We start from the raw sequence: 20,166 nt of genomic DNA, 5'->3' as shown, positions 1-20,166 counted from the left end.
GAAGCTCTCAGCCTTTTTTATATGCAAGATCAAGAATGGACTGGATGAAGGGCCCTTTTTTCTCTGTGTACACCGAGCGTTCTTCCCTATAGGTCTCAGCTAACTGTTTTTTTAGAGATTCATAGGCTTTGGCGGATCCCGGGTTCGCACGCAAGTAGTTTCGGAATATGATTTTTTCCTCCCACTCGGAGCCTTTCCATTCACAGATGTGCAGGTGGATGGTGTCGTTCGTATTGGTTTCTTTTTTGAAAAAGCGTCTTGTCCTTAATTCAGGCTTAGGAACATATTCATACCCTGCTTGTGAAAGGGGAGGAATGTAGCGTGTGAACTCATCAAGGTCCTCCACCCCTAATAAAATATCAATAATTGGCTTAGCGTGGAGGTTTGGTACAGAAGTACTCCCAATGTGCTCTATGGGAATAGTCGAATCCCCGACTTCTTGTATGATGGCGCTTTTTTCTCTAGCGAAGGTCTCAGGCCATTCGGATTGATAAGGAGAAAGCTGTACACGATTTTGGTGTTTCTGTTCATCGCAGGTGAAGCAGTTCAGTGTTTTGCTTTCCGACAATACCCCATTCAAGAACCCATTTTCACAATAGATCGTTGTGCCGCATTCAGCACACGTGCCAACTTTTTCGTGCACGACGGTCACTCCCTTACCTTTTAGATTTTGGATAAGTCTGTCTTTTTTTGTCAAAACGAAACGTTAAAATGTTAGAATAGTAGAAAGATACTAGTTAGGAGGATGATCATGGAACAACTACAGACAAAGCCAAAGACGTTTGGCGAAATACTTGATCATACATTCAGTATATCAAAGAAAAACTTCGGTCCTTTATTTCTTACGTTACTCATTATATTTGCGCCGCTCTACATATTTGATTACTTATTCATGGTGCTGAGCGGGATCAACTTGTTCCGCGAGCCGTCAGGAGGAGGATTCACAGAAGGGGTCCTGAACAACCTGGATACGGCAGCGGCTACCCAGGAGCTTGTAGCGACAAATCTTGGGATCGGTATGGAAATGTTGTATTTACTTGTTTCTACTGTTCTTGCCATTATCATCTATCCGATTGCCCAGGCATCGGTCATTGTAGCGACGAGTAAAGCACTGAAGAATGAAATTTGGTCCAAAGGTCAAGCGATTAAAGGGGCGTTCTCTAGGTTTTGGCCGCTCATCGGAAGCACAGCCTTGATGGGAGTCATATTCGGAGTCGCCGTCTTTATCGGGTTTCTCCTTTTCGGTATTTTAGGAGGCATTAGCTTTGCGAGGGATGGTTTTGGAGTCGGATTCATCATGTCGATCATCTTCGGTCTGTTGTTTTTCGCAGCAGTCGCTTTTTTTGTGACTAAACTGAGCATGTTCTTTGGAGCGATTGTATTTCAGAAGGTCGCCCCAGGCTTTTCAAAAAGCTGGCAGCTGACGAAAGGACGCTTCTGGTTCACATTCGGATTGTTCATTGTCTTCTTCATCATCACCATCTTGCTTACTTCTGTAATGGAGGGGGTCTCTGCGCTTCTTTTAGGTGGCAGTCTTCTCGGTCGTGTGCTGACGGACCTTGCCTCGATCATTACGACACTGTTTATGATGGTCGGTTATACGGTTTTGTTTTTTGACTTGAAAACAAGGAACGAAGCGGATGATTTGAAAGATATGATTGCTTCTTACAAAGAATCATGAACGTAGGTGAATCGTGTGAGTCGATCAAATGAAGGAAAAGAACAACTGAAGGAAATTCTCGAGCGTCCGGAGTATCAAGCGTATGAGCAGGAATCTCAGACGGCGAGTCAACGTCTTTTGGATGTCATTGCTCAGTGGGTGAAAGAGTTGCTTGAGACTTGGTTTCCTAATTTCCAAGTCTCTGATTCTGCCATCAATGGCTGGATCTATTTTTTCGGTTTCATCGGAATCGGCATCCTGTTGTTTTTTGTCATCAAGCTTGTGGGACGGCTCTCGGGTGAGAAGAAGTTGTCTGAAAAGCGTACGTTCAGTATGACTTCAGACTTGGCATGGTCGTCAGAGAAGCATGTGCAGGAAGCGGAAGCACGAGCGGCAGGTGGTCAATTTTCTGAGGCAGCCCGTCATGTTTTTCTTGGCATGCTGTTGGATTTTGATACGAGGGACCTTGTCGAGGTGAAAACTTGGAAAACGAACGGGGACTATGAAAACGAACTGCAAGACTCAAATCATGCACTAAGTGCTGACTTCTCTTTCCTTGCTAAAACCTTTGATCAAATCACCTATGGAAACCGGACACTCCAGAAAGAGGAGTTTGATGAATTCCGCTTTCGGGCGTTTCAGTGGATGGATCAAGAAGGGAGGAAAGAAGCGTGATCACTACAAAGAAAACGTGGCTTTGGATCGCTGTCACCTTTGCCCTTCTTGCAGGCATTCTCTATTGGCTCTCCAGCGGACGTCCAGAGCCGTACCCTCCTTATCTATCTGAATCCCCTTCACAGACAGGAATCAAGGCCTTTTACACGCTTCTTGAGGAACAAGGTGTTGAATCTGCACGCTGGGATAGCAAACCGAGCCGGCTGCCGGAAGCAAGTGGCCGACAAACGCTTTTGATGATCGAGCCTTTTTCCACCGTCAGCGGAGCTGAGATGCATCAGTATGAAGAGTGGATGGAAGAGGGGAATACCATCTGGCTGATGAAAAACAATCCTGTCGGTTATTTTGATACCCAAGTAGACTATGGTATTTTACCTGCAGGTGAAACGACGGTTGAGGATGAGAATGGTCGTACATATACCGTTGAGGTTCAACAGGAGCACCGTCTACAGACGAAGGACTCGGATGATGTCCTATTGAGTGATCGTCAAGGGGTGTTGGCCTTCGAGCGTTCTTATGGGGATGGTGCGCTGATTGTTGGCATGAATCCGGATTGGTTCACAAATGGAATGATTACGGACCGAGAACATTATGAAGTGATCACATCGATATTAGCATCAGAAGCCGAATACAGTAGGATTTGGTTTGATGAATATATCCATGGACAGGACGGTTTTTTTGCCGGATTGGACGTCTATCCGAAGTGGCTGATCGTCTTCACCCTACAACTTGCTTTGTTTATGCTTTTCTTTTTATGGATGCAGGGCAAAAGATTCGGTCCGTCGTTTATGCCGAGAGAAGCGGTTGTGCGATTCGGGGATGAACGCCTGCAGGCTCTTGCTGCCTGGTACCGAAAAGGTGAGTTTTACAGAGAATCGCTAGCCGTTCAGGAATCCTATATTCGAAAGCTTTTACAGGAGCGGTTTGGTGTATCATCCCAGGCGTCCTGGGAGGAGATTCGCCACACGCTATCGTATCGGTTGAATGATCAGGATTATCAGGGTTGGGAGAAATGGACGAAAACCGTGGAGCCGTTGGAAAACGTATCGGTTGTAGAGAAAAAGGCATTTTTAGATTGGTCGCATACGTTCGATCAGATGAGGAAAGAGGTGCAAGGGTCATGAATGAAAAATTATCTGAGTTGATACAAGCCTATGAACAAAGGGTTTATGGGCAGTCCGAGAATGTCCGTTTGATGCTCGCGTCCGTACTTGTTGGCGGACATGTGTTGCTAGAAGGTGTTCCTGGAACCGGGAAAACAAAAATGGTCCGAACGTTAGCGAACCTCCTTGGAGGCGACTTCAAGCGGATTCAGTTCACGCCGGACCTCTTACCGAGCGATATTACCGGAAGCATGATCTATAACATGAAAACCGGTGATTTTGAGACGATGAAAGGACCTGTGTTTACGAATGTCCTGCTTGCTGATGAAATCAACCGGACACCGGCGAAAACACAAGCGGCCTTGCTTGAAGCGATGGAAGAAAAGCAAATGACCATCCAGGGAGAAACGTACACACTTCCAGATCCTTTTTTCGTTGTCGCGACCCAAAACCCGGTGGAGTTTGAAGGGACGTACCCACTACCGGAAGCGCAGCAGGATCGCTTTTTGTTCAAATTACATATCGATTTTCCGTCCATGGAAGAAGAAGTGGCCGTGCTTAAGCAGATGATTATATCCAAACAAGAGGGATCGGTTCAACCACTGTTGACGGTTGAAGAGTTCAACAGGATCAGTGTTGAGATAGCGGGCGTCACGATGACCGACGAAATGTATGGTTACATCATGTCAATCGTTCGTAAGACGCGTGAAACGGAATCGATCCGCCATGGAGCAAGTACGCGGGCAGGTATTGCGATTGCGAAAGCAGCGAAAGCGTGGGCCTACCTGGAATCACGGGACTACGTCACCCCTGACGATGTCAAAAAGGTCGCGTTGGCTTCCTTGAGACACCGGGTGATTTTAGCGCCCCATATGGAACTGGAGGGAGTGACCCATGGCCAAATCATTCAAGAACTTGTGGGATCAGTTCCTGTTCCGCGATAAAGGGATTGTTCCAACGAAACGTCTGCTCTTGTTTATACTCGCCTTATCATTCGTATTGATTTTACTATCATGGATAGGTCTTTCCTGGCCTTTCATCATAGCTGCGAATGGAGCGATTTTATTACTGAGCTTGATTGACCTTACTTTCTCACCTAAACGGAAAGAGCTTCAAATTCGACGGGCGATGGATGAAGAAATGGAGCGGGGGATTGAAAACGAGGCCTCTGTGTTGGTCAGGAATGCTTCTGACAAAAGGCTGGCGATGAAAGTGATCGATCACTTTCCGCAATCGTTCAGCCAACCCTTTCCTTTGAAAAAAGAGATCCAGGGATATGAGGAAGCCCGCATTACCTATCTTTTTCACGCCGAACAACGCGGAGACTACACGCTTCCTCACCTTCATGTCCGCTATCGTTCTCGCTTTGGTTTGTGGGAAAAACAGATGAGGGTGGAGCAAACCGATAGCGTTCGGATCATTCCGGATCTCACGGAGAGCAGAAACTTCCTGGAGGACGCACAGCGATTTCTTCTTTACGAGGGAACACGACTGAAGAGACGTCAGGTGGGAACGGGAGAGTTCAGTAAAATCCGTTCTTATGTTGTGGGAGATGATATCCGGAAGATCAATTGGAGACAAACCGCGAAAGTTCAGAACCTGATGACCAACGAGTATGAACCAGAACACGGAAAGTTTGTTACCTTATTGATCGACTGTGGACGTATGATGGGCGTGGAGCTTGAGGAGAACAATCGATTGGAGAAGTCTCTCGAGGCTGCGATGACGTTGGCGACCGCTGCCTTGAAGCGCGGCGATTACGTGGCGGTTCTCGCTTTTTCAAAACACGTTCATGTGTATGTTCCGCCAGCAAAAGGGATGGCGCATATGCAAACCATCCTGAAAGAAATTTATAACTTGAAAGTCGAAGGATTCGAATCCAACTATACGGCTGTGTTCCAGCACCTGCAGAAGGTACAAAGCAGGAGGAGCCTCCTTTTATTGTTCAGTGATGTGAGCACTTTTCTATACGAAGAAGCAGCTTTGCATTATTTACAACGGTTGCGGCGCTCGCATTTGTTCTTAATGATCGGAATTGAAGACAGAGTCATAGATTCCCAGACAAGAAGAGAGCCTGAGGATCTACAGACCACATTAGTGAAAACGATGGCCCAAAAGCATGTCTTGGATAAAAAGCAGGAGCTGAAAAAATGGGAGCGACAAGGTCTCCAGATGATCGAGGCACCGGAAGAGGAGTTAGCGACTTCTACCGTTTCCCATTACATCAATATTATGAACCGTGGACTTCTTTAGTTTTGCCGGCATTAATTTTTCCAATGATCACGTATGCCAAAAGCCCGAGGACGGTAACGAATGCAAACGCGTATTTCGCTTCAAGGGATAAGGTAGAAGGGGTGATGTAACCTTCTACAATACCTGCGATGATAAAGAGCGGGAGTGTGCCAATCAACAACAGAACGGAGCGGTAGGCATAGGTTTTTAATTGATAGCTGCGCGTTCGTTTGCCGGGGACCCAGAGCTTATAGCCCATTAAAAGACCCGCACCGCCCGCGATGAAAATGGCTGTCAGTTCAATGATTCCATGCGGGACGATATAGGCCCAGAAGTCATAGGCTTTGCCATGAACCATGAACAAAGCAGCCAGGGCACCGACGATAATTCCGTTATAGATGAGAAGATAAACCGTCAGCAACCCGAAGGTCACGCCTCCGGCAAAAGCAAGAAAAGCAACTTGAATATTATTGGTCATAATTTCCGCTGACATGACAGGAGAATTAACCCCACCGTCCTGGCTGCCAAGCCGGCTCGGATCTACAGCTTGAGCGATAGAATCAGGTAAAATCGTGTAAAGGCTCATCGGATCCTGATAGACAGCAAGAAAAGCAGCCAAACCACCTAAAAAGAACAACAGCATGCTGATGACAACGAACTTCCATTGTTCACCGATGAGTGTAATGAATGAACTTCCGAACATTTGCTTCACTTGTTTCCAATTGGATGTGCTTTCCTGGTAAAGCATGTTATGCGCCTTTGTCACAAGGTCGTTCAAGTAACCGGTCGTTTCTTCTTCTGCAAAGTATGTTTGACTGTAAGCAAGATGCTGCGTGACTTTTTGGTACAGGCGCTGAAATTCTTCTAAATGTTTCGGTGCCCACTGGCGTCTGTTCTTATGTAGCAACTGAATCAGCTCTTCTAAACGTTTCCACTCTTCACGGTGGCGTTGGACGAAAGATCGATAGTTCATGGTTTCACCTGCAATACGGGAATTTTTTACATTCTACATCTATTATAGAAAAACAAAAGACATATGGGAACCCATAAGGAGGGAGGAAGAAGATGCAGGAAAGATGGAAAGTGAAGACCCCGGAACATGTGACTTTGAATTTCCAGCTGGCAGGCTTAGGAAGCAGGGGAGCGGCTCAAATTGTCGACTCCATTCTCTTGGGCTTATTATATAGCGGAATGATTGCGCTCCTCCTATTTACAGAAAACCACTTGAACTTCATGTTGGAAGGGCGCGGGTGGGTGATCGCTTTTGTCATTCTTATCTTATTTGGCATCCAATGGGGCTATTTCTTCTTATTCGAATGGCTCAGTGGGGGTAAAACCCTGGGCAAAATGTTGCTCGGCCTTCGTGTCGTCAAAGAAGATGGGGGAAAAGCAACCGTCCTATCTATATTGATTCGAAATTTATTACGAATCATCGATATGCTTCCCTTTTATTATCTGATTGGGATGTTGATGGTTTTCTTCCATCCCCAGCATAAGAGACTGGGCGATCTTGTCGGTGGAACGATCGTTATCCACGAACGGAAAAAACAACGTTCGAAAAAGAAACAGACACTCGTGGAAAAAGAGATTGAAAATCGTGACCTGAAATCGGACCAACAAGTCGTTGGAGACTGGGAGAGACAAAACGTTACGAAAAAAGATTGGAATCTATTGAAAACCTATGTTCATCGTTACCCGACCTTAAAACCTACAGAGCAAGATACCATGACCAGGGAAGTTGCTGAGATCCTTCTTCCTAAACTCGGATTAGAGGATGGAACGAAAAGTGAAGATGAGTTAGCTACTCGACTTTATGCTGCATATATAGATTTAAAGGAAGAGTGGGAATTCCAGTTATAACAAAGAAAGAACAGCCGTTTTTTGGGGGCAGAAAGCGGCTGTTTTTTATGTCTAAAAGAGATTTTATAAATGATCAATCTTTATGTATGCATTTGTAATTATAAGTATTTATGTGAATATACAAGAATTTGCAAATATATATTTACTTCAGTGTAGAATTTGGTATTATATACTAGGATTTAATAAAATACAGGCGAATAAACGGGCTGATCCATGGGGGGAGGTTAAGTTTGTTCCTACCTGAAATTATAAAAAGGAAAGGGGATCATAGCTCATGCTTACATCTCTTTATGTGTTGTCTTTAACCGTACTGCTTACGTTCCTTGTATTATATGCCGTCGATAAAGTTGCCCGTCGCTTTAAGAAAATCCAAACTCCTACAATCCAACAAGATCAAGTCCCAGCTGAAGTCGATTTCAGCCACCAGACATTCAAATAAATGCTTCAACAAAAGTGGCCCTGCATAAAAGGTGCCACTTTCTTTTTTAGACAGAGTTTACCCACATTATAGATTAGCTCCCTATACTTGAAGACTCAGTTTCGAGACTTTTGTTGAGTGGATGGGGGCTGCGGGGAATGGCTCGCTTTCCGCGGGAGCGCGGTGAGCCTCCTCGAGCTTCGCTCTGCGGGGTCTCACCAAGCACTTTTTTCCCGCAGGAGTCTCCCCATTCCCCTCCGCCCCTTTGCCATATAAGTTTTTCGAAACCACATCCGAAATAAGCTGCTTTTATGCACATGGTAATTGGAGGGGAATCAACTCCCAAGGACGCTATTGCGTATGCGGAAAGGTTGCTATAGTGCGCTTATGCTTAAAACCCCATCACTGTGGAAGGCACCCTCCCACAGTGATGGGGTTCGTTTCGCTCCTGCATCGAATGGGGTGGTTGGGAAGCTGCGAGGCTCCCGTGGGAGAAGAAGATAGGCGAGATCCCGCAGGACGAAGTCCGAGGAAGCTTGCCAATCCCCCACAGGAAAGCGAGTAGCTTCTCAGCCACCTCTAACGCTCAACACGGCAAACGAACCCCGAAAAGTCTCGAAATCGAGTCTTCCACAATCCTGCCATATACTTTAATAACTAAGAGTGTCACTGGGACTGGGGTTGTCTTGGGTAGAGGGGTTTACGTTTTGTTAGGTACCTGTTTGTGGTAAAATAGATATGTTTACATATAGAAAGAAAACAACCAAAATAAATACGTGTTCTATATATGATCAAGTACAATTCAACAGATGGAAAAGGGGATATCTCATGGCGAATAAAGCGGTTGTTCTAGGAGCGAACTATTATATTGGACTGAGTACGATCAGATGTCTAGGGATTCATGATGTTCACGTTGCAGCAGTGGACTATGACTGGGAAGGTGCCTACGGCCTTGAGTCCAAATATTGTACAGAAGCATTGATTGGGCCTCACTATAAGGAAGATCCAGAAGGTTTGAAGACTTTCTTGATCGATTATGCCAAAAAGCAGGACCATGCCCCTGTACTTATTCCGACAGCCGATCCATATGTGGAATTCGTGGATGAATATCTGCCGGAATTAAGGGAATATTTCCTTATTCCTCAAACGGAACAAGGATTATATACTAAGATAATGGACAAAGGCACTCTCCACACGCTGGCTTCCCAGCATGGAGTAGCTGTTCCGGAAACGGTTCAAGTGGATGATGAGAACCTTGTAGAAAGAGTAGAAGAGGAAATTCAATACCCTTGTCTCGTAAAGCCGGTGGACTCACCAGCTTTTGTATCCAAATTCAGAAGGAAGCTTTTCAAAGTTCATAATAAAGAAGAGTTAATAGAAAAAGTTGAACAAGCGAAAGAAGCGAATATAGAGGTCATCGTCCAGCGAATTATTCCTGGTTTTGATGACCATATGTACACGTTTGATGCCTACCTGGATCAAAACTCCAAGGTGACGCATTGGGTGACTTGCCAAAAGCTTCGCCAATTCCCTGTGAATTACGGCGCATCTGTTTACACCCAGCAAAAGTATGTGCCGGAGCTTTATGAACTTGGTGCGAAGTTCTTGGAAGGAATCGGATATAAAGGTTTCGCTGAAATTGAATTCAAAAAGGACGCCGAAACCGGCCAATACTATTTAATTGAAATCAATGTACGTATCACGAATTTGAATCACCTATTACAAAAAACAGGTATCAACATCCCTTATATCACGTATAAAGAGTTGATTGGGGACCCGGTGGAACCAAAAGCGGTGGAAGAGGATCAAAATCTTGTTTTCTGGTATGCCTACGAGGACCTTCTGGCAGTCAGGGAATATATCAAAACAGGACAACTCTCTCCTCAGAAGGTCTTGAAGTCTTATTTCAGACCGAAAGCCCATGCCATCTGGGATCCGAAAGATCCAAAACCAGCGTTCTCCTTTGGGAAGAAGTTGGCGAACCTTGTGGTAAACAAAGTAACGAAGAAAAACAGATAACTATACTCCGTCATGCTGCTGAGAATATAGATGGCGGACCGTAGGAAATGCTAACCAATAATCGAACGATATGGACGGAACGAAGTTGAATTCCATTGAACAGGCTAAAACAATGCAGGGAAGGTAGATAAGAATGGCTAAGTTGAAAGAATTATTATCATTCATCAATATACTGGAGTCATGGAATGATAGGGACCTGGACATCCGAGGACTCGCATACAATTCAAGAAGTGTAGAGCAGGGAGATGTGTTTGTCTGTATTAAAGGTTTCAAGACGGATGGACACCGTTATGTAGCGGAAGCAGTGAAAAATGGAGCGGCTGCCATTGTGGTCGAGGATTATCAGTCCGGATGGGAGGACCTTCCACAATATCAGGTGAAAGACAGCCGTCGTGCCCTGGCCGCACTAAGCGATGCTTTTTACAACCACCCTTCAAACGCAATGAAAACAATCGGGATTACAGCGACAAACGGGAAAACGTCCACTTCATTTATGACGGATGCCATTCTTGAAGAGCATGGTCTTAAGACAGGCTTGATTGGTACTGTCGTGGTCAAATTTGGTGACTACTCCGAGCCCACAAAGCTGACGACCCCGGAATCGCTCGACCTGCATCATTATTTTGCTCAAATGAGAGACCAGGATGTATCTCATGTCACGATGGAAGTTTCCTCCTCAGCTTTGGATTTAAGCAGAGTAGGAAGTGTAGATTTTGATATCGTTACACTAAATAATATCAGCCGCGAGCATATCGACCTGCATGGTTCTTTCGAAGAGTATTTCAACAGTAAAGCAAGCCTGATTCGCAATGCGGGTGAAGATAAATGGGCTATTTTGAACCTTGATGATTCTTATTCCGCATCCTTGATCGACGAAACGAAAGCCAATGTACTCACATTCAGCGTAGAAACAGGAGATGGGGATCTGGTATGTAAAGATTTGGACCTTTCCACAGGCCGCGCGAAATTCAACGTTGAAATCCGGAAACCATTTACCGTAGAGGGGAAAACTTATGAGCCCCAAGAGTTTCCTATTGAGCTTTCCACACCAGGGTATCATTCTGTTTACAATTCCATGGTAGCTATCACTGTAGGATTGTTAAATGAGGTACCGATTCCAACCATTCAAGCCGGATTGAAAGGCTTCGGTGGTGTAGAGCGACGCTTTGAAATGGTTTTTGAAGATGATATTAAAATATTGGACGACCACTTCGCCAATTACGGAAATATCAACGTCACCTTGAATACTTTGCAGCAAATGGAATATTCAAATCTTAAGCTCGTCTATGCGATTCGAGGAAGTCGTGGGATTACAGTCAACAGAGAAAATGCAAAAGCTATTGTGGAATGGGCTCCGAAATTGGGTCTGACGGAAGTGATTGCAACCCTCAGCCATTCCCATGTGGATGAAAAAGACCGGGTGACAGAAGAAGAGCTGCGTGTCTTCCAGGAAATGATGGAGGAAGCGGGCATCCATGTAGACTTGTATAAAGAGTTGGATGATGCCATCCACCATGCGCTCTCAGAAGCAGAAAAAGACGATGTGGTCTTGTTAGCAGGATGTCAGGGGATGGACCCTGGGGCGAAAATCGCCCTCGAACAGTTGAACAAGACACGTCCGGAAATGGATGAAGAGAAATTGTTCAAGCCATTGAAAAACAGAGTAGCAGGAATCCTCTGATTAAATCGATACAGCAAGGTCCCGGTCTTTCGTTAGGAGGCATAACAGTGAATGATAAAATTATCGGCATACTCGGGGGAATGGGACCTGAGGCAACCGCCGAATGTTATATGAAGATTATAAGAGCGACGAATGCAAGTAAAGATCAAGAGCATTATCGCGTGATCATAGACAGCAATGCGAAGATTCCTGACCGTACAGAAGCCATTTCAGGAAAAGGGAAAAACCCTGTTCCTGAAATGGTCCATGCGGCTAAGAATTTAGAAAAGCTCGACGTGGACGTGGCGTGTATTCCATGTATGACCGCCCATTACTTCATTGAAGAAGTCCAAAAGTCTGTATCCTTCCCATTACTGAATGCTTTTTTGGAACTGAAGAAATTCATCCAGGATCATTATCCAACCGTTCCAAAAATCGGGGTGCTCGCCACTACCGGCACCTTGGAAACAGGACTTTTCCAGAAGTACTTTGATCATTTGGAAGTGATCGCTCCAACACCATATACACAAAATGAAAAAGTGATGCGAGCCATCTATGGTGAAAACGGGATTAAAAGTGGAAACACGGATGGAGAACCCCTTCAACTATTGAAAGACGCTTCCCAGGAACTGTTGGACAATGGGGCAGAATTGATTATTTCAGGCTGTACCGAGATTGGTCTCGTGTTGAAGCCTTACCACCTGCCCGTTCCTCTGATCGACCCTATGGAAGTTGTCGCAAACGTCGTCGTAAAAGAAACTGTTTATCAAAAGTCATGAAAAGCGTACCCCCTTCTTATATTTGTAACAAGAACCATTCATCAGGAGGGGTGCGTATCATGTCCAAAAGCGAGTTTGACCAATTTTTGTCAGATTCCTTCAAAGAGGGGATATCCTTCAGAGAATTGAGGCTTTCTGAAAAAGAAGTATCTCACTTGAAGTCCCATTATCCTTCAGCCATTATCAGAAGGACGAGTGATGTCAACGACGCGTTTAAAAAATCATGGTATGAAGTCCATTTATCGCCGATTCAAAGAAAACCGGAGAGCCTGGATTCTATACGTCAAGAAAATATCCGGCTCAAGCGCGAGCTGGAAACCTTGAAGAAATTGAAAAATTAAGCTCATGAAGACAATTCCAAAAGATTGTCTTATTTTTTTGCTCTTTTTTAGATGTTCATCCGCAGCTATACTCCTCTATTGTTGGAAAATTTTCCTTAAAATCAAGGAGGGAATAATTAGTTCTATTAACCTATGACTTTAATCACCAACCCAGCTCTTATTAAGAGCATATTTTGTCGACGGAAAAGGCGAACATACGTGTGTTTTGTTATGGTTTGAAACATAAATGTAATAATAATTTGTCTTTATTTAGCGAATATCTTTGATATAATGAGATAGGAAAATGCAACAGACGACTCAAAGTACATACAACAGACAACATAGATTCACAAAATGAGAGTTTAGTAGGAAGTGATATAAATTGTTCGATCTGCATCACCGCAGTCTAGCACCTTATGTTCTGAGGGATTCCGTTCTATACAGTGGAGAGATTGAACGGATTACACGGGGTGACCACCACTATGAAATTTAAAACATTCGGTCGCCACGGCAAAGAGGGCGTAAAAAGCTTAGCTAGAAACAGGTGGATGTCCATAGCTTCTATTTCAGCTGTGACCGTAACCTTATTGCTAGTTGGAGTTTTTGCCACATTGCTATTGAATTTAAACGACTTTGCATCACAGATCGAAGAAGATGTAGAAGTCCGCGTCTTTATTGATAGAACGGCTGAAGATACGAGTCGTGAAGCCTTAAAGGATAAAATTGAAGAAGTATCAGCGGTTTCTTCCGTGAAGTTCCAGTCCAAAGAAGAAGGGTTGGATCGACTGATTGATAGTCTAGGCGATGATGGAGAAGTGTTTGAATCCTTGAAGGATGAAAACCCACTGAATGACGTCTACATCGTCAAAACAGTCGAACCTGAAGATACGATAACAGTCGCACAGACGATTGAAGATTTTAATAGTGTAGCCAAAGTCGAATACGCCAAAGAAACCGTTCAGCGTTTATTCAGTGTCATGGATGTGGCACGTAATGTAGGGCTTGCGATAATTGCCGGTCTCCTTTTCACAGCCATGTTCTTGATTGCAAATACGATTCGAATTACCATCGTTGCTCGTAAGAAAGAAATTGAAATCATGAAAATGGTCGGAGCGACAAATTGGTTTATCCGTTGGCCATTTCTTTTTGAGGGATTGATGATCGGTATTCTTGGTTCACTCATACCGATCGCGGTCGTTGTGTTCGGATATGATTATCTTTACACAGAAGTGACCACACGATACCCTACATTGTTCATTGAATTGTTGCCCGTTTACCCATTCGTGTTGAAAGTATCTGCACTCCTGATCCTTATGGGGATCGTAATTGGTTTATGGGGAAGTTTCACGTCTATACGTAAGTATTTAAGAGTTTAAATCTATTGATCTGCCAAAAATAAACAGGTAAGGATTCGGGGGAGGAAGAAAGTTTGAAGTTGAGAGTTTTAGTAGCCACTCTGACCGTCAGTCTAATTCTATCCGGTTTTCCACTCTATTCTAATACAGTCAACGCAGAAACGAACCAAGATAAACTAGAGGAGAACCGTGCCAAGCAGTCTGAAATTGAAAAAGAAAAACAAGAAAAGCAGGAAGAAATCGAAAAGCTTCAACAACAACAAGAAAAAGTGAACGCAGAAATCGCACAGTTGGACAAACAAGTGATGGAAGCGATGGATAAGATTGAAACGAAAGAAAATGAAATTGCGAAAACAAGAGAAAACATCGAGCAATTAAAAGCAGATATTGCTGAACTTGAAAAAAGAATTGCTGAACGTGATGAACTTTTAAAGGATCGCGTTAAATCCATGCACCAAAACGGTGGAGCGATTGATTACCTAGATGTTCTTATGGGTGCTGAAAGCTTCGGAAACTTCTTAGAGCGTGTCATGAGCCTTAACACCATCGCTACACAGGATAAAGAAATTCTAGAGCAACATAAAGCAGATAAAGAAGAAGTAGAAAAGAAAAAAGCACAAGTTGAAAAAGAATTAGCATCTCTCGAGCAAAAGCTACAAGAATTAGAAGCTTTGAAACAAGGACTCGACCAGAAAAAACAAGAAAAAAATGAACTGATGGAGAGTCTTGAACGAGATGAAGAGCTTGCACATAACCATGTAATGGACATTGAAGAAGAGCAGGATACCCTTGCTGCGCAGGAAGCTGCGATCCAGAAGGAAATTGAACGTGAACGTGAAAGAAAACGTAAAGCGGAGGAAGAAGCTAGAAAGAGAGCAGCAGAAAAAGCTGCGGCTGAAAAAGCAGCTGCTGAAAAGAAAGCAAGTGCTTCAAACACAAGCAGCAATAACTCAAGTTCTAGTTCCAACTCTAGTTCCAACTCAAGCTCGTCCAACGAATCTTCTTCTTCCAATAGTGGAGCGCTATTCAGTTGGCCCGCAAATGCAGGAGTTACTTCTGAGTTTGATCGCAATCGTATCCATCCGATTACAGGAGTACCAAAGTTACACTCAGGAATTGATTTAGCTGGCGGAGGCACCATTCCGATTCGTGCCGCAGCAGATGGAACAGTTATCCGTGCCAATTACTCATCAAGCTACGGGAATGTGGTCATGATTTCCCACCGTATGAATGGACAAACTTTCACGACGGTATATGCTCATATGAGAAGTACACCTGCCGTATCTTCAGGACAATCTGTATCTAGAGGTCAGTTTCTTGGAAACATGGGTAGTACAGGGGCTTCGACTGGACAGCACCTTCACTTTGAGATCCATGAAGGAAGCTGGAACGGAGCACGTTCTAATTCTGTAAACCCACGTAAATACTTGCCTTAAAAATATAGCCAAAGAAAGAAACCGATGGAAAATCGTAAAGATTTCCCATCGGTTTTTTGTTTCGTTTTCCCCATGGGGGTACTTTCCTACTCAGCTATGAAAGTATGGGAATGTATGATGTAAGAGAGATTTCACTAACGTACAGCTTGAACGATCAATCGATGAGTTGGATTTGGGATTGGGTCACAGGTAATTAAAGCCCCTATGAGCTGCAAGAGCGGTATTTCCGTTGTTTTCAAGGTCTAAGGAGTTGTTCATGATTCCCACTCCGTAAGAAAGGATTTCTTCCGTAAATCCTTCAAACACAGGTAGTACTAATTGGATTGTAGGAATTTCAAGAATAGCAATCGCCTGTAGTTCTTGTGGAAATTGTGTTAATTGGGGAGAGGGAGGGGGCTTATCTAATAAGTTATTCACATGTGTATATCTTTCTAAGGTTTTATTAAAGGATGTGGCAGTATCTTCTCTTCCTTTATTGAATTTGTCTATAATCTTGTCCTGTTGGTAAGAGATATTCTGGTCTTCCATAGGGGGTATCGTAGGAAACTGATGCCGATGAGAATGAAAAACTAGTGAACCATTTCATAAGACCGTCTTATTTTTAATATATATTTGAATTACTTTCTTTTTAGGGGTGCGTAGCTCTTTAGAATGTATGGGAAGGGGTGCTGAATCTGTGAGGTCTTCGTTGCAAATAGGACAATCCCAGGGTCCGTAATTACTACTACTGTAAGATGCTCTGTGACAGCGGGTACATACTTTCTTTATCACGAAATCTCCTCCAATACTAGACACTCACCTGACTTGTGTGTTCTTTATAAAGAATTTTCACTCCCTATTATACCTCAATCATGTTATATAACAAGCATTATTGAGAACAATTGTTCATTTAATCTTACACTATATCGTATATAAGTCCTTATTTTCTTTATAATGTAAACGTAACATACGTTCGGTGTTATACTTAAGGAAGATCATTCTTCATGACCAGTCTTCCAGCTTGTAGTTCATAAATGAAGGAGGAAGAGGATGAATCGAATGAAACTGATCCCTTACAGAATGGATGCTATTTTGGATACGACGAAGGAAGTCCCAAAAGGTGTGCATATGGTTGAGGCTCAAAGTATATGGGACGAGACGCGCCAGGGAGAGAGCAGCATTATAGCTGTCATTGATACAGGTTGTCAGAGTGATCATCCAGACTTACAAGGACAAATTGTAGGCGGACGTAACTTTACAGATGATCATGATGGAGACCCTGACAATTATCAAGATAATAACGGACATGGAACTCACGTTGCAGGGACCATTGCTGCTAAGGAAGATGGAGAAGGCGTTGTTGGTGTTGCGCCTCAAGCCAAGCTTCTTATTCTTAAGGTGCTCTCTGAAGAGGGGAGTGGGCAATATCAGTGGATTACTGATGCCATTGATTATGCGGTTCAATGGAGAGGGAAAAACAATGAGCGGGTTCGAGTGATCTCTATGTCTCTTGGAGGACCAGATGATACGCCCGAACTTAAAAAATCGATCTTGAATGCCATTTCCAAAGGGGTTTCTGTTGTATGTGCGGCAGGTAATGAAGGGGATGGGCGGGAAGATACGATGGAGTACGCTTATCCCGGAGCCTATAATGAAGTCATTCAAGTGGGAGCTGTTGATGAAGGACGGCGCCTAGCCTCATTTACGAACACAAATGATCAAATTGATCTTGTAGCTCCAGGTGTCAATGTCCTCTCCACCTATCTTGAAGGTAAATATGCTCGATTATCAGGTACATCTATGGCAACTCCACATGTTTCTGGTGGTCTTGCATTAATCATTCCTTTAGTAGAGGCTCAATTTCAGAGGGAAATGTCCGAAACTGAAGTGTTTTCACAACTTATTAAGCGGACTACACCACTAGGTCACTCTAAAGTCGCTGAAGGAAATGGATTGATGACCTTGGCACTGACAAAAAAATTAGAAGATTTATTCAGCACCTATATCACATAATCATATATTTTAATGGAGAGGTTTAAAAACCTCTCTTTTTTTATGCAAACCAAGTCCACCAACTAGAAAGAGAATTAAAATCTCAGGCCGTGATTTTGTGTCGAAAATAGTAAAATGATGGTAAGAATGTGATTGTTTACATATATGCATACATGTTTGCAAAAATGATTACTTGCACACAAAAATGAATACATCGCGTGTGCAATCACGTTTACATGTACACAAAAGTGTACGCATGTTGTTTTAAAGGGATGTGTGCAGTTATGCATACATGTACACAATAATATATACAAGTACACAATTATGAACACGTAAAAAGGCGCATTGACTATTTTCTGATTGTTTAATAGATTTAAAGTAAGGTGAGGTCAAATCTAGCAAAAGAAAAGGAGAGCTGTGTAATGATGAAATCTAGAATTGCAGCTGTTGATGTTGGTAACGATGCCGTGAAGGCGAACTTTGGAAAATTGGAATCTTCTTTATATATTCCTAACGTGGTCGCTAGAGATCTTGAGGACCGTCCGGTTATCGGAATTGAAGATCTAGATGATAAGGATCCACTCGATAATCTACATATCCGAGTGCATTCCCCTGCTTTACGTGAAAACAATGCTATTTATCGTGTAGGGAATTTAGCTACGAAGACTACAAATTCTGCGGAGTTGGATCCTGGAAGTTACAAATCAGAAGAAGATCAAACATTGATCATGCTGTTTGCATCTCTTGCTATGGACGCTGTTACTGGGAAAGATGCGCAATCAGCTAAAAACAATGTGCTTGAAGCGAACTATACACTTGGTACAGGTTTACCATTGCGTGAAGTGAAAGAAGGAAAAGATGTAGGTTACCGTTCCCAGCTTCTAGGCTCTGTACACCAGGTGGAATTTTTAGTCACACCTAAATATCAAGGAATGAAAGTAAACATCAAGTTTGATGAGGTCAAAGTTTATCCAGAAGGATTTGCTGCTTATGTAAACCTTGTCATGGATAATGATTTGAACATTATTAATAAAGAGTTGGTAGATAAACAAATCCTGATTCAAGACATCGGGGGACTTTCTACTGATATCGCCGTTATTAGAAATCGCAACGTGGATGATGACAAGGCTCAAGGATTCAACTTGGGAGTGTCTGAATCATTGGAGATGATCCGTGACGAGATCCTTACGAAGCATGGGGTTGAATTAGACAGCCGTCGTGACGTCGTCGATATCATCACGCGTAAAAATGATCGCCACCACATCATGGTTCGAGGAAGCCGTACAAATGTGCACGACATTACGGACCGAATTTTACTTGAACTTGCGAAGAAACAGTATCGTTATTTAAGAAATGTATGGCAGAAGAATTCCCAGTCTGAAATCTGCTATTTCGTAGGTGGCGGTTCAGCAGTATTGAAAGACTATATTAAGACATTGAATAACAAACTGGATGGCTTTAACATTGAATTCTTTGAAGATGAGAATGAAAGCATCTGGATGATGGCCAATGCTTATTATAAGCTCATTTCTGACTATATCCGCAAGAATTCGAAGATAGAAGATAAGTCTAATAAAAAAGTAGAACAAAAAGCCGGATCTTCTAAGTAAGGTGATTGGATGAGTTCTTCTAGAAAAAGTGTGGAGAGGGGCCAGTCGATTACGTTCCGGGTCCCCTCGGACACACCGGATCATTTATTAAAACAGCTGTCCCAGTTAAAAGAGAAGGAACGTAGAAATTTTTCAAGTAAAATCGCTCAGTTCGTCCTTGATGGAGTGAACCAGTCCTTTACGAAAGATAAGGAAACCGTGACCATTCCGCTTCCAAAAGCTCTTACGAAAGAGCAGAAAAGTTGGATCAAACATGAACACTCAGAAGCTCTCATCGGCAGCATCCTTTATCAGCTCATGATGGATCCTGTTAGGGCAACGACTTTACTTGCATCGTTAAATAGCAACGCCTATAACATTGATGATGCTCTGTATCTTCAAGAAGAGGCGGCTACAGAGGAAGAAGCCCCGATTCCGACAGAGATCGAACCTGAGAAGGAGAAAGCTGGGTTGCCTGAAACCCCACTCGAAGTAGATGGGGATGATGATTTGGATGATTTGGATTTGGACAATCTTCAAGCTGATTTTCAGGAACAACGGGAAGAAGATGTTCTGGAAGAAGATGACGATGACTTGCTCGGTGACTTTTTATCAAGAATGAATAAATGATCATAAGCCCCTCGTATAAGCGGAGAGGGCTTATTTTTATGGACCTCTAAAAAACCCCGATCTTTCTTCAATATAAGCTCCCATTTCTGGAAGACTCAGTTTCGAAACTTTTGTGTGAGTTTAGGGGCTGCGGGAAAAGGTTCGCTTTCCATGGGGCGGGCGGTGAGCCTCCTCAGGCTACGCCTTCCGGGGTCTCACCTGTCCCACACGTCCCATAGGAGTCTCACCGTTTCCCTCCGCCCCTTTGCCATATAAGTGTCTCGAAACCACTTCCAGAATAAGTTGCTTTTATGCACAGATTTAATGGAGGATACGAACTTGCAGGCAATCTATTCTGGGTGCGGAAAGCTTGTTATGTAGCGCTTTATGCATATAACACAAGGATAGTGGAAGACCCCCCACACAGTAATGGGGTTCGTTTCTCACATTCATCGAATGGGGTGGTTGGGAAGCTGCGAG

Annotated in this window: 19 protein-coding genes; 16 read left to right on the top strand and 3 right to left on the bottom strand. The window is 43.5% G+C overall.

The annotated features are described in order from the left end of the window. Nucleotides 1-7 precede the first annotated feature (7 nt). Nucleotides 8-643, bottom strand: a complete 636-nt coding sequence (locus BLS23_RS00705) for a GrpB family protein (RefSeq protein ID WP_167355963.1) — start codon at nucleotides 641-643, stop codon at nucleotides 8-10. A 108-nt stretch (nucleotides 644-751) separates the two neighbouring features. Between BLS23_RS00705 and BLS23_RS00700 the strand changes: the two genes are divergently transcribed. The 5 genes from BLS23_RS00700 to BLS23_RS00680 are packed head-to-tail and all read left to right on the top strand — an operon-like array spanning nucleotide 752 to nucleotide 5,691. Beyond that, complete coding sequence (locus tag BLS23_RS00700) at nucleotides 752-1,681, top strand: hypothetical protein (protein WP_089650597.1); 930 nt, start codon at nucleotides 752-754, stop codon at nucleotides 1,679-1,681. A gap of 15 nt (nucleotides 1,682-1,696) precedes the next feature. Continuing rightward, the gene (locus BLS23_RS00695) at nucleotides 1,697-2,335 is read left to right on the top strand and encodes a DUF4129 domain-containing protein (RefSeq protein ID WP_089650596.1); all 639 of its coding nucleotides are present in this window, start codon (nucleotides 1,697-1,699) and stop codon (nucleotides 2,333-2,335) included. Continuing rightward, a complete protein-coding gene (locus BLS23_RS00690; RefSeq protein WP_167355962.1) occupies nucleotides 2,332-3,459 on the top strand; it encodes a DUF4350 domain-containing protein in 1,128 nt (375 codons plus the stop codon). The genes BLS23_RS00695 and BLS23_RS00690 overlap by 4 nt, the downstream gene beginning before the upstream one ends. Then, complete coding sequence (locus BLS23_RS00685) at nucleotides 3,456-4,382, top strand: AAA family ATPase (protein WP_089650594.1); 927 nt, start codon at nucleotides 3,456-3,458, stop codon at nucleotides 4,380-4,382. The genes BLS23_RS00690 and BLS23_RS00685 overlap by 4 nt, the downstream gene beginning before the upstream one ends. Next, on the top strand, nucleotides 4,333-5,691 hold the full coding sequence (locus BLS23_RS00680; RefSeq protein ID WP_089650593.1) for a DUF58 domain-containing protein: 1,359 nt from the start codon (nucleotides 4,333-4,335) through the stop codon (nucleotides 5,689-5,691). The genes BLS23_RS00685 and BLS23_RS00680 overlap by 50 nt, the downstream gene beginning before the upstream one ends. Here BLS23_RS00680 and BLS23_RS00675 read toward each other — a convergent pair. Next, nucleotides 5,669-6,643: a stage II sporulation protein M gene (locus BLS23_RS00675; RefSeq protein ID WP_089650592.1), complete on the bottom strand. Its 975-nt coding sequence runs from the start codon at nucleotides 6,641-6,643 to the stop codon at nucleotides 5,669-5,671. The genes BLS23_RS00680 and BLS23_RS00675 overlap by 23 nt on opposite strands. A gap of 92 nt (nucleotides 6,644-6,735) precedes the next feature. On the opposite strand from BLS23_RS00675, the gene BLS23_RS00670 reads away from it, so the two are divergent. From BLS23_RS00670 to BLS23_RS00640, 8 genes are all read left to right on the top strand, one after another. Then, nucleotides 6,736-7,530, top strand: a complete 795-nt coding sequence (locus BLS23_RS00670) for an RDD family protein (RefSeq protein ID WP_089650591.1) — start codon at nucleotides 6,736-6,738, stop codon at nucleotides 7,528-7,530. Nucleotides 7,531-7,804: 274 nt separating this feature from the next. Next, on the top strand, nucleotides 7,805-7,969 hold the full coding sequence (locus BLS23_RS21590; protein WP_167355961.1) for a hypothetical protein: 165 nt from the start codon (nucleotides 7,805-7,807) through the stop codon (nucleotides 7,967-7,969). Nucleotides 7,970-8,776: 807 nt separating this feature from the next. Then, the gene (locus BLS23_RS00665; protein ID WP_089650590.1) at nucleotides 8,777-9,967 is read left to right on the top strand and encodes a carboxylate--amine ligase; all 1,191 of its coding nucleotides are present in this window, start codon (nucleotides 8,777-8,779) and stop codon (nucleotides 9,965-9,967) included. A 133-nt stretch (nucleotides 9,968-10,100) separates the two neighbouring features. After that, nucleotides 10,101-11,648 (top strand): Mur ligase family protein, encoded by a 1,548-nt coding sequence (locus BLS23_RS00660; protein WP_089650589.1) that lies wholly within the window; start codon nucleotides 10,101-10,103, stop codon nucleotides 11,646-11,648. Between the two features lie 47 nt (nucleotides 11,649-11,695). Next, nucleotides 11,696-12,406: a cysteate racemase gene (cuyB, locus tag BLS23_RS00655; RefSeq protein WP_089650588.1), complete on the top strand. Its 711-nt coding sequence runs from the start codon at nucleotides 11,696-11,698 to the stop codon at nucleotides 12,404-12,406. A gap of 59 nt (nucleotides 12,407-12,465) precedes the next feature. Continuing rightward, on the top strand, nucleotides 12,466-12,747 hold the full coding sequence (locus tag BLS23_RS00650) for a hypothetical protein (RefSeq protein ID WP_089650587.1): 282 nt from the start codon (nucleotides 12,466-12,468) through the stop codon (nucleotides 12,745-12,747). 461 nt (nucleotides 12,748-13,208) lie between these two features. After that, nucleotides 13,209-14,102, top strand: a complete 894-nt coding sequence (ftsX, locus tag BLS23_RS00645) for a permease-like cell division protein FtsX (RefSeq protein ID WP_089650586.1) — start codon at nucleotides 13,209-13,211, stop codon at nucleotides 14,100-14,102. Between the two features lie 53 nt (nucleotides 14,103-14,155). Continuing rightward, nucleotides 14,156-15,517 carry a murein hydrolase activator EnvC family protein gene (locus BLS23_RS00640; protein WP_089650585.1) on the top strand — a complete coding sequence of 454 codons (1,362 nt, stop codon included), beginning with the start codon at nucleotides 14,156-14,158 and terminating at the stop codon, nucleotides 15,515-15,517. 183 nt (nucleotides 15,518-15,700) lie between these two features. Here BLS23_RS00640 and BLS23_RS00635 read toward each other — a convergent pair whose 3' ends face one another. Then, entirely contained in the window at nucleotides 15,701-16,045 is a 345-nt protein-coding gene (locus tag BLS23_RS00635; protein WP_089650584.1) for a sortase domain-containing protein, read from the bottom strand. Between the two features lie 501 nt (nucleotides 16,046-16,546). Between BLS23_RS00635 and BLS23_RS00630 the strand changes: the two genes are divergently transcribed. The 3 genes from BLS23_RS00630 (at nucleotide 16,547) to BLS23_RS00620 (ending at nucleotide 19,707) form a co-directional block, all read left to right on the top strand. After that, nucleotides 16,547-17,509 carry a S8 family peptidase gene (locus BLS23_RS00630; RefSeq protein WP_089650583.1) on the top strand — a complete coding sequence of 321 codons (963 nt, stop codon included), beginning with the start codon at nucleotides 16,547-16,549 and terminating at the stop codon, nucleotides 17,507-17,509. A 401-nt stretch (nucleotides 17,510-17,910) separates the two neighbouring features. Then, complete coding sequence (locus BLS23_RS00625) at nucleotides 17,911-19,098, top strand: ParM/StbA family protein (protein WP_089650582.1); 1,188 nt, start codon at nucleotides 17,911-17,913, stop codon at nucleotides 19,096-19,098. Between the two features lie 9 nt (nucleotides 19,099-19,107). Beyond that, entirely contained in the window at nucleotides 19,108-19,707 is a 600-nt protein-coding gene (locus BLS23_RS00620) for a hypothetical protein (protein ID WP_089650581.1), read from the top strand. Nucleotides 19,708-20,166: the final 459 nt, after the last annotated feature.

Origin of the sequence: Halobacillus aidingensis (assembly GCF_900104185.1) — a bacterium.
Classification (GTDB): domain Bacteria; phylum Bacillota; class Bacilli; order Bacillales; family Halobacillaceae; genus Halobacillus; species Halobacillus aidingensis.
This window is presented reverse-complemented; position numbering and strand designations above follow the sequence as displayed.

What these genes read in the sequence shown, in the direction of transcription:
- BLS23_RS00700 (WP_089650597.1), top strand. Translation starts at nt 752, where the DNA reads ATGGAACAACTACAGACAAAGCCAAAGACGTTTGGCGAAATACTTGAT.
- BLS23_RS00685 (WP_089650594.1), top strand. Translation starts at nt 3,456, where the DNA reads ATGAATGAAAAATTATCTGAGTTGATACAAGCCTATGAACAAAGGGTT.
- BLS23_RS00680 (WP_089650593.1), top strand. Translation starts at nt 4,333, where the DNA reads ATGGCCAAATCATTCAAGAACTTGTGGGATCAGTTCCTGTTCCGCGAT.
- BLS23_RS00675 (WP_089650592.1), bottom strand. Translation starts at nt 6,643, where the DNA reads ATGAACTATCGATCTTTCGTCCAACGCCACCGTGAAGAGTGGAAACGT.
- BLS23_RS00670 (WP_089650591.1), top strand. Translation starts at nt 6,736, where the DNA reads ATGCAGGAAAGATGGAAAGTGAAGACCCCGGAACATGTGACTTTGAAT.
- BLS23_RS21590 (WP_167355961.1), top strand. Translation starts at nt 7,805, where the DNA reads ATGCTTACATCTCTTTATGTGTTGTCTTTAACCGTACTGCTTACGTTC.
- BLS23_RS00665 (WP_089650590.1), top strand. Translation starts at nt 8,777, where the DNA reads ATGGCGAATAAAGCGGTTGTTCTAGGAGCGAACTATTATATTGGACTG.
- BLS23_RS00660 (WP_089650589.1), top strand. Translation starts at nt 10,101, where the DNA reads ATGGCTAAGTTGAAAGAATTATTATCATTCATCAATATACTGGAGTCA.
- BLS23_RS00650 (WP_089650587.1), top strand. Translation starts at nt 12,466, where the DNA reads ATGTCCAAAAGCGAGTTTGACCAATTTTTGTCAGATTCCTTCAAAGAG.
- ftsX (WP_089650586.1), top strand. Translation starts at nt 13,209, where the DNA reads ATGAAATTTAAAACATTCGGTCGCCACGGCAAAGAGGGCGTAAAAAGC.
- BLS23_RS00635 (WP_089650584.1), bottom strand. Translation starts at nt 16,045, where the DNA reads ATGGAAGACCAGAATATCTCTTACCAACAGGACAAGATTATAGACAAA.
- BLS23_RS00630 (WP_089650583.1), top strand. Translation starts at nt 16,547, where the DNA reads ATGAATCGAATGAAACTGATCCCTTACAGAATGGATGCTATTTTGGAT.
- BLS23_RS00625 (WP_089650582.1), top strand. Translation starts at nt 17,911, where the DNA reads ATGATGAAATCTAGAATTGCAGCTGTTGATGTTGGTAACGATGCCGTG.
- BLS23_RS00620 (WP_089650581.1), top strand. Translation starts at nt 19,108, where the DNA reads ATGAGTTCTTCTAGAAAAAGTGTGGAGAGGGGCCAGTCGATTACGTTC.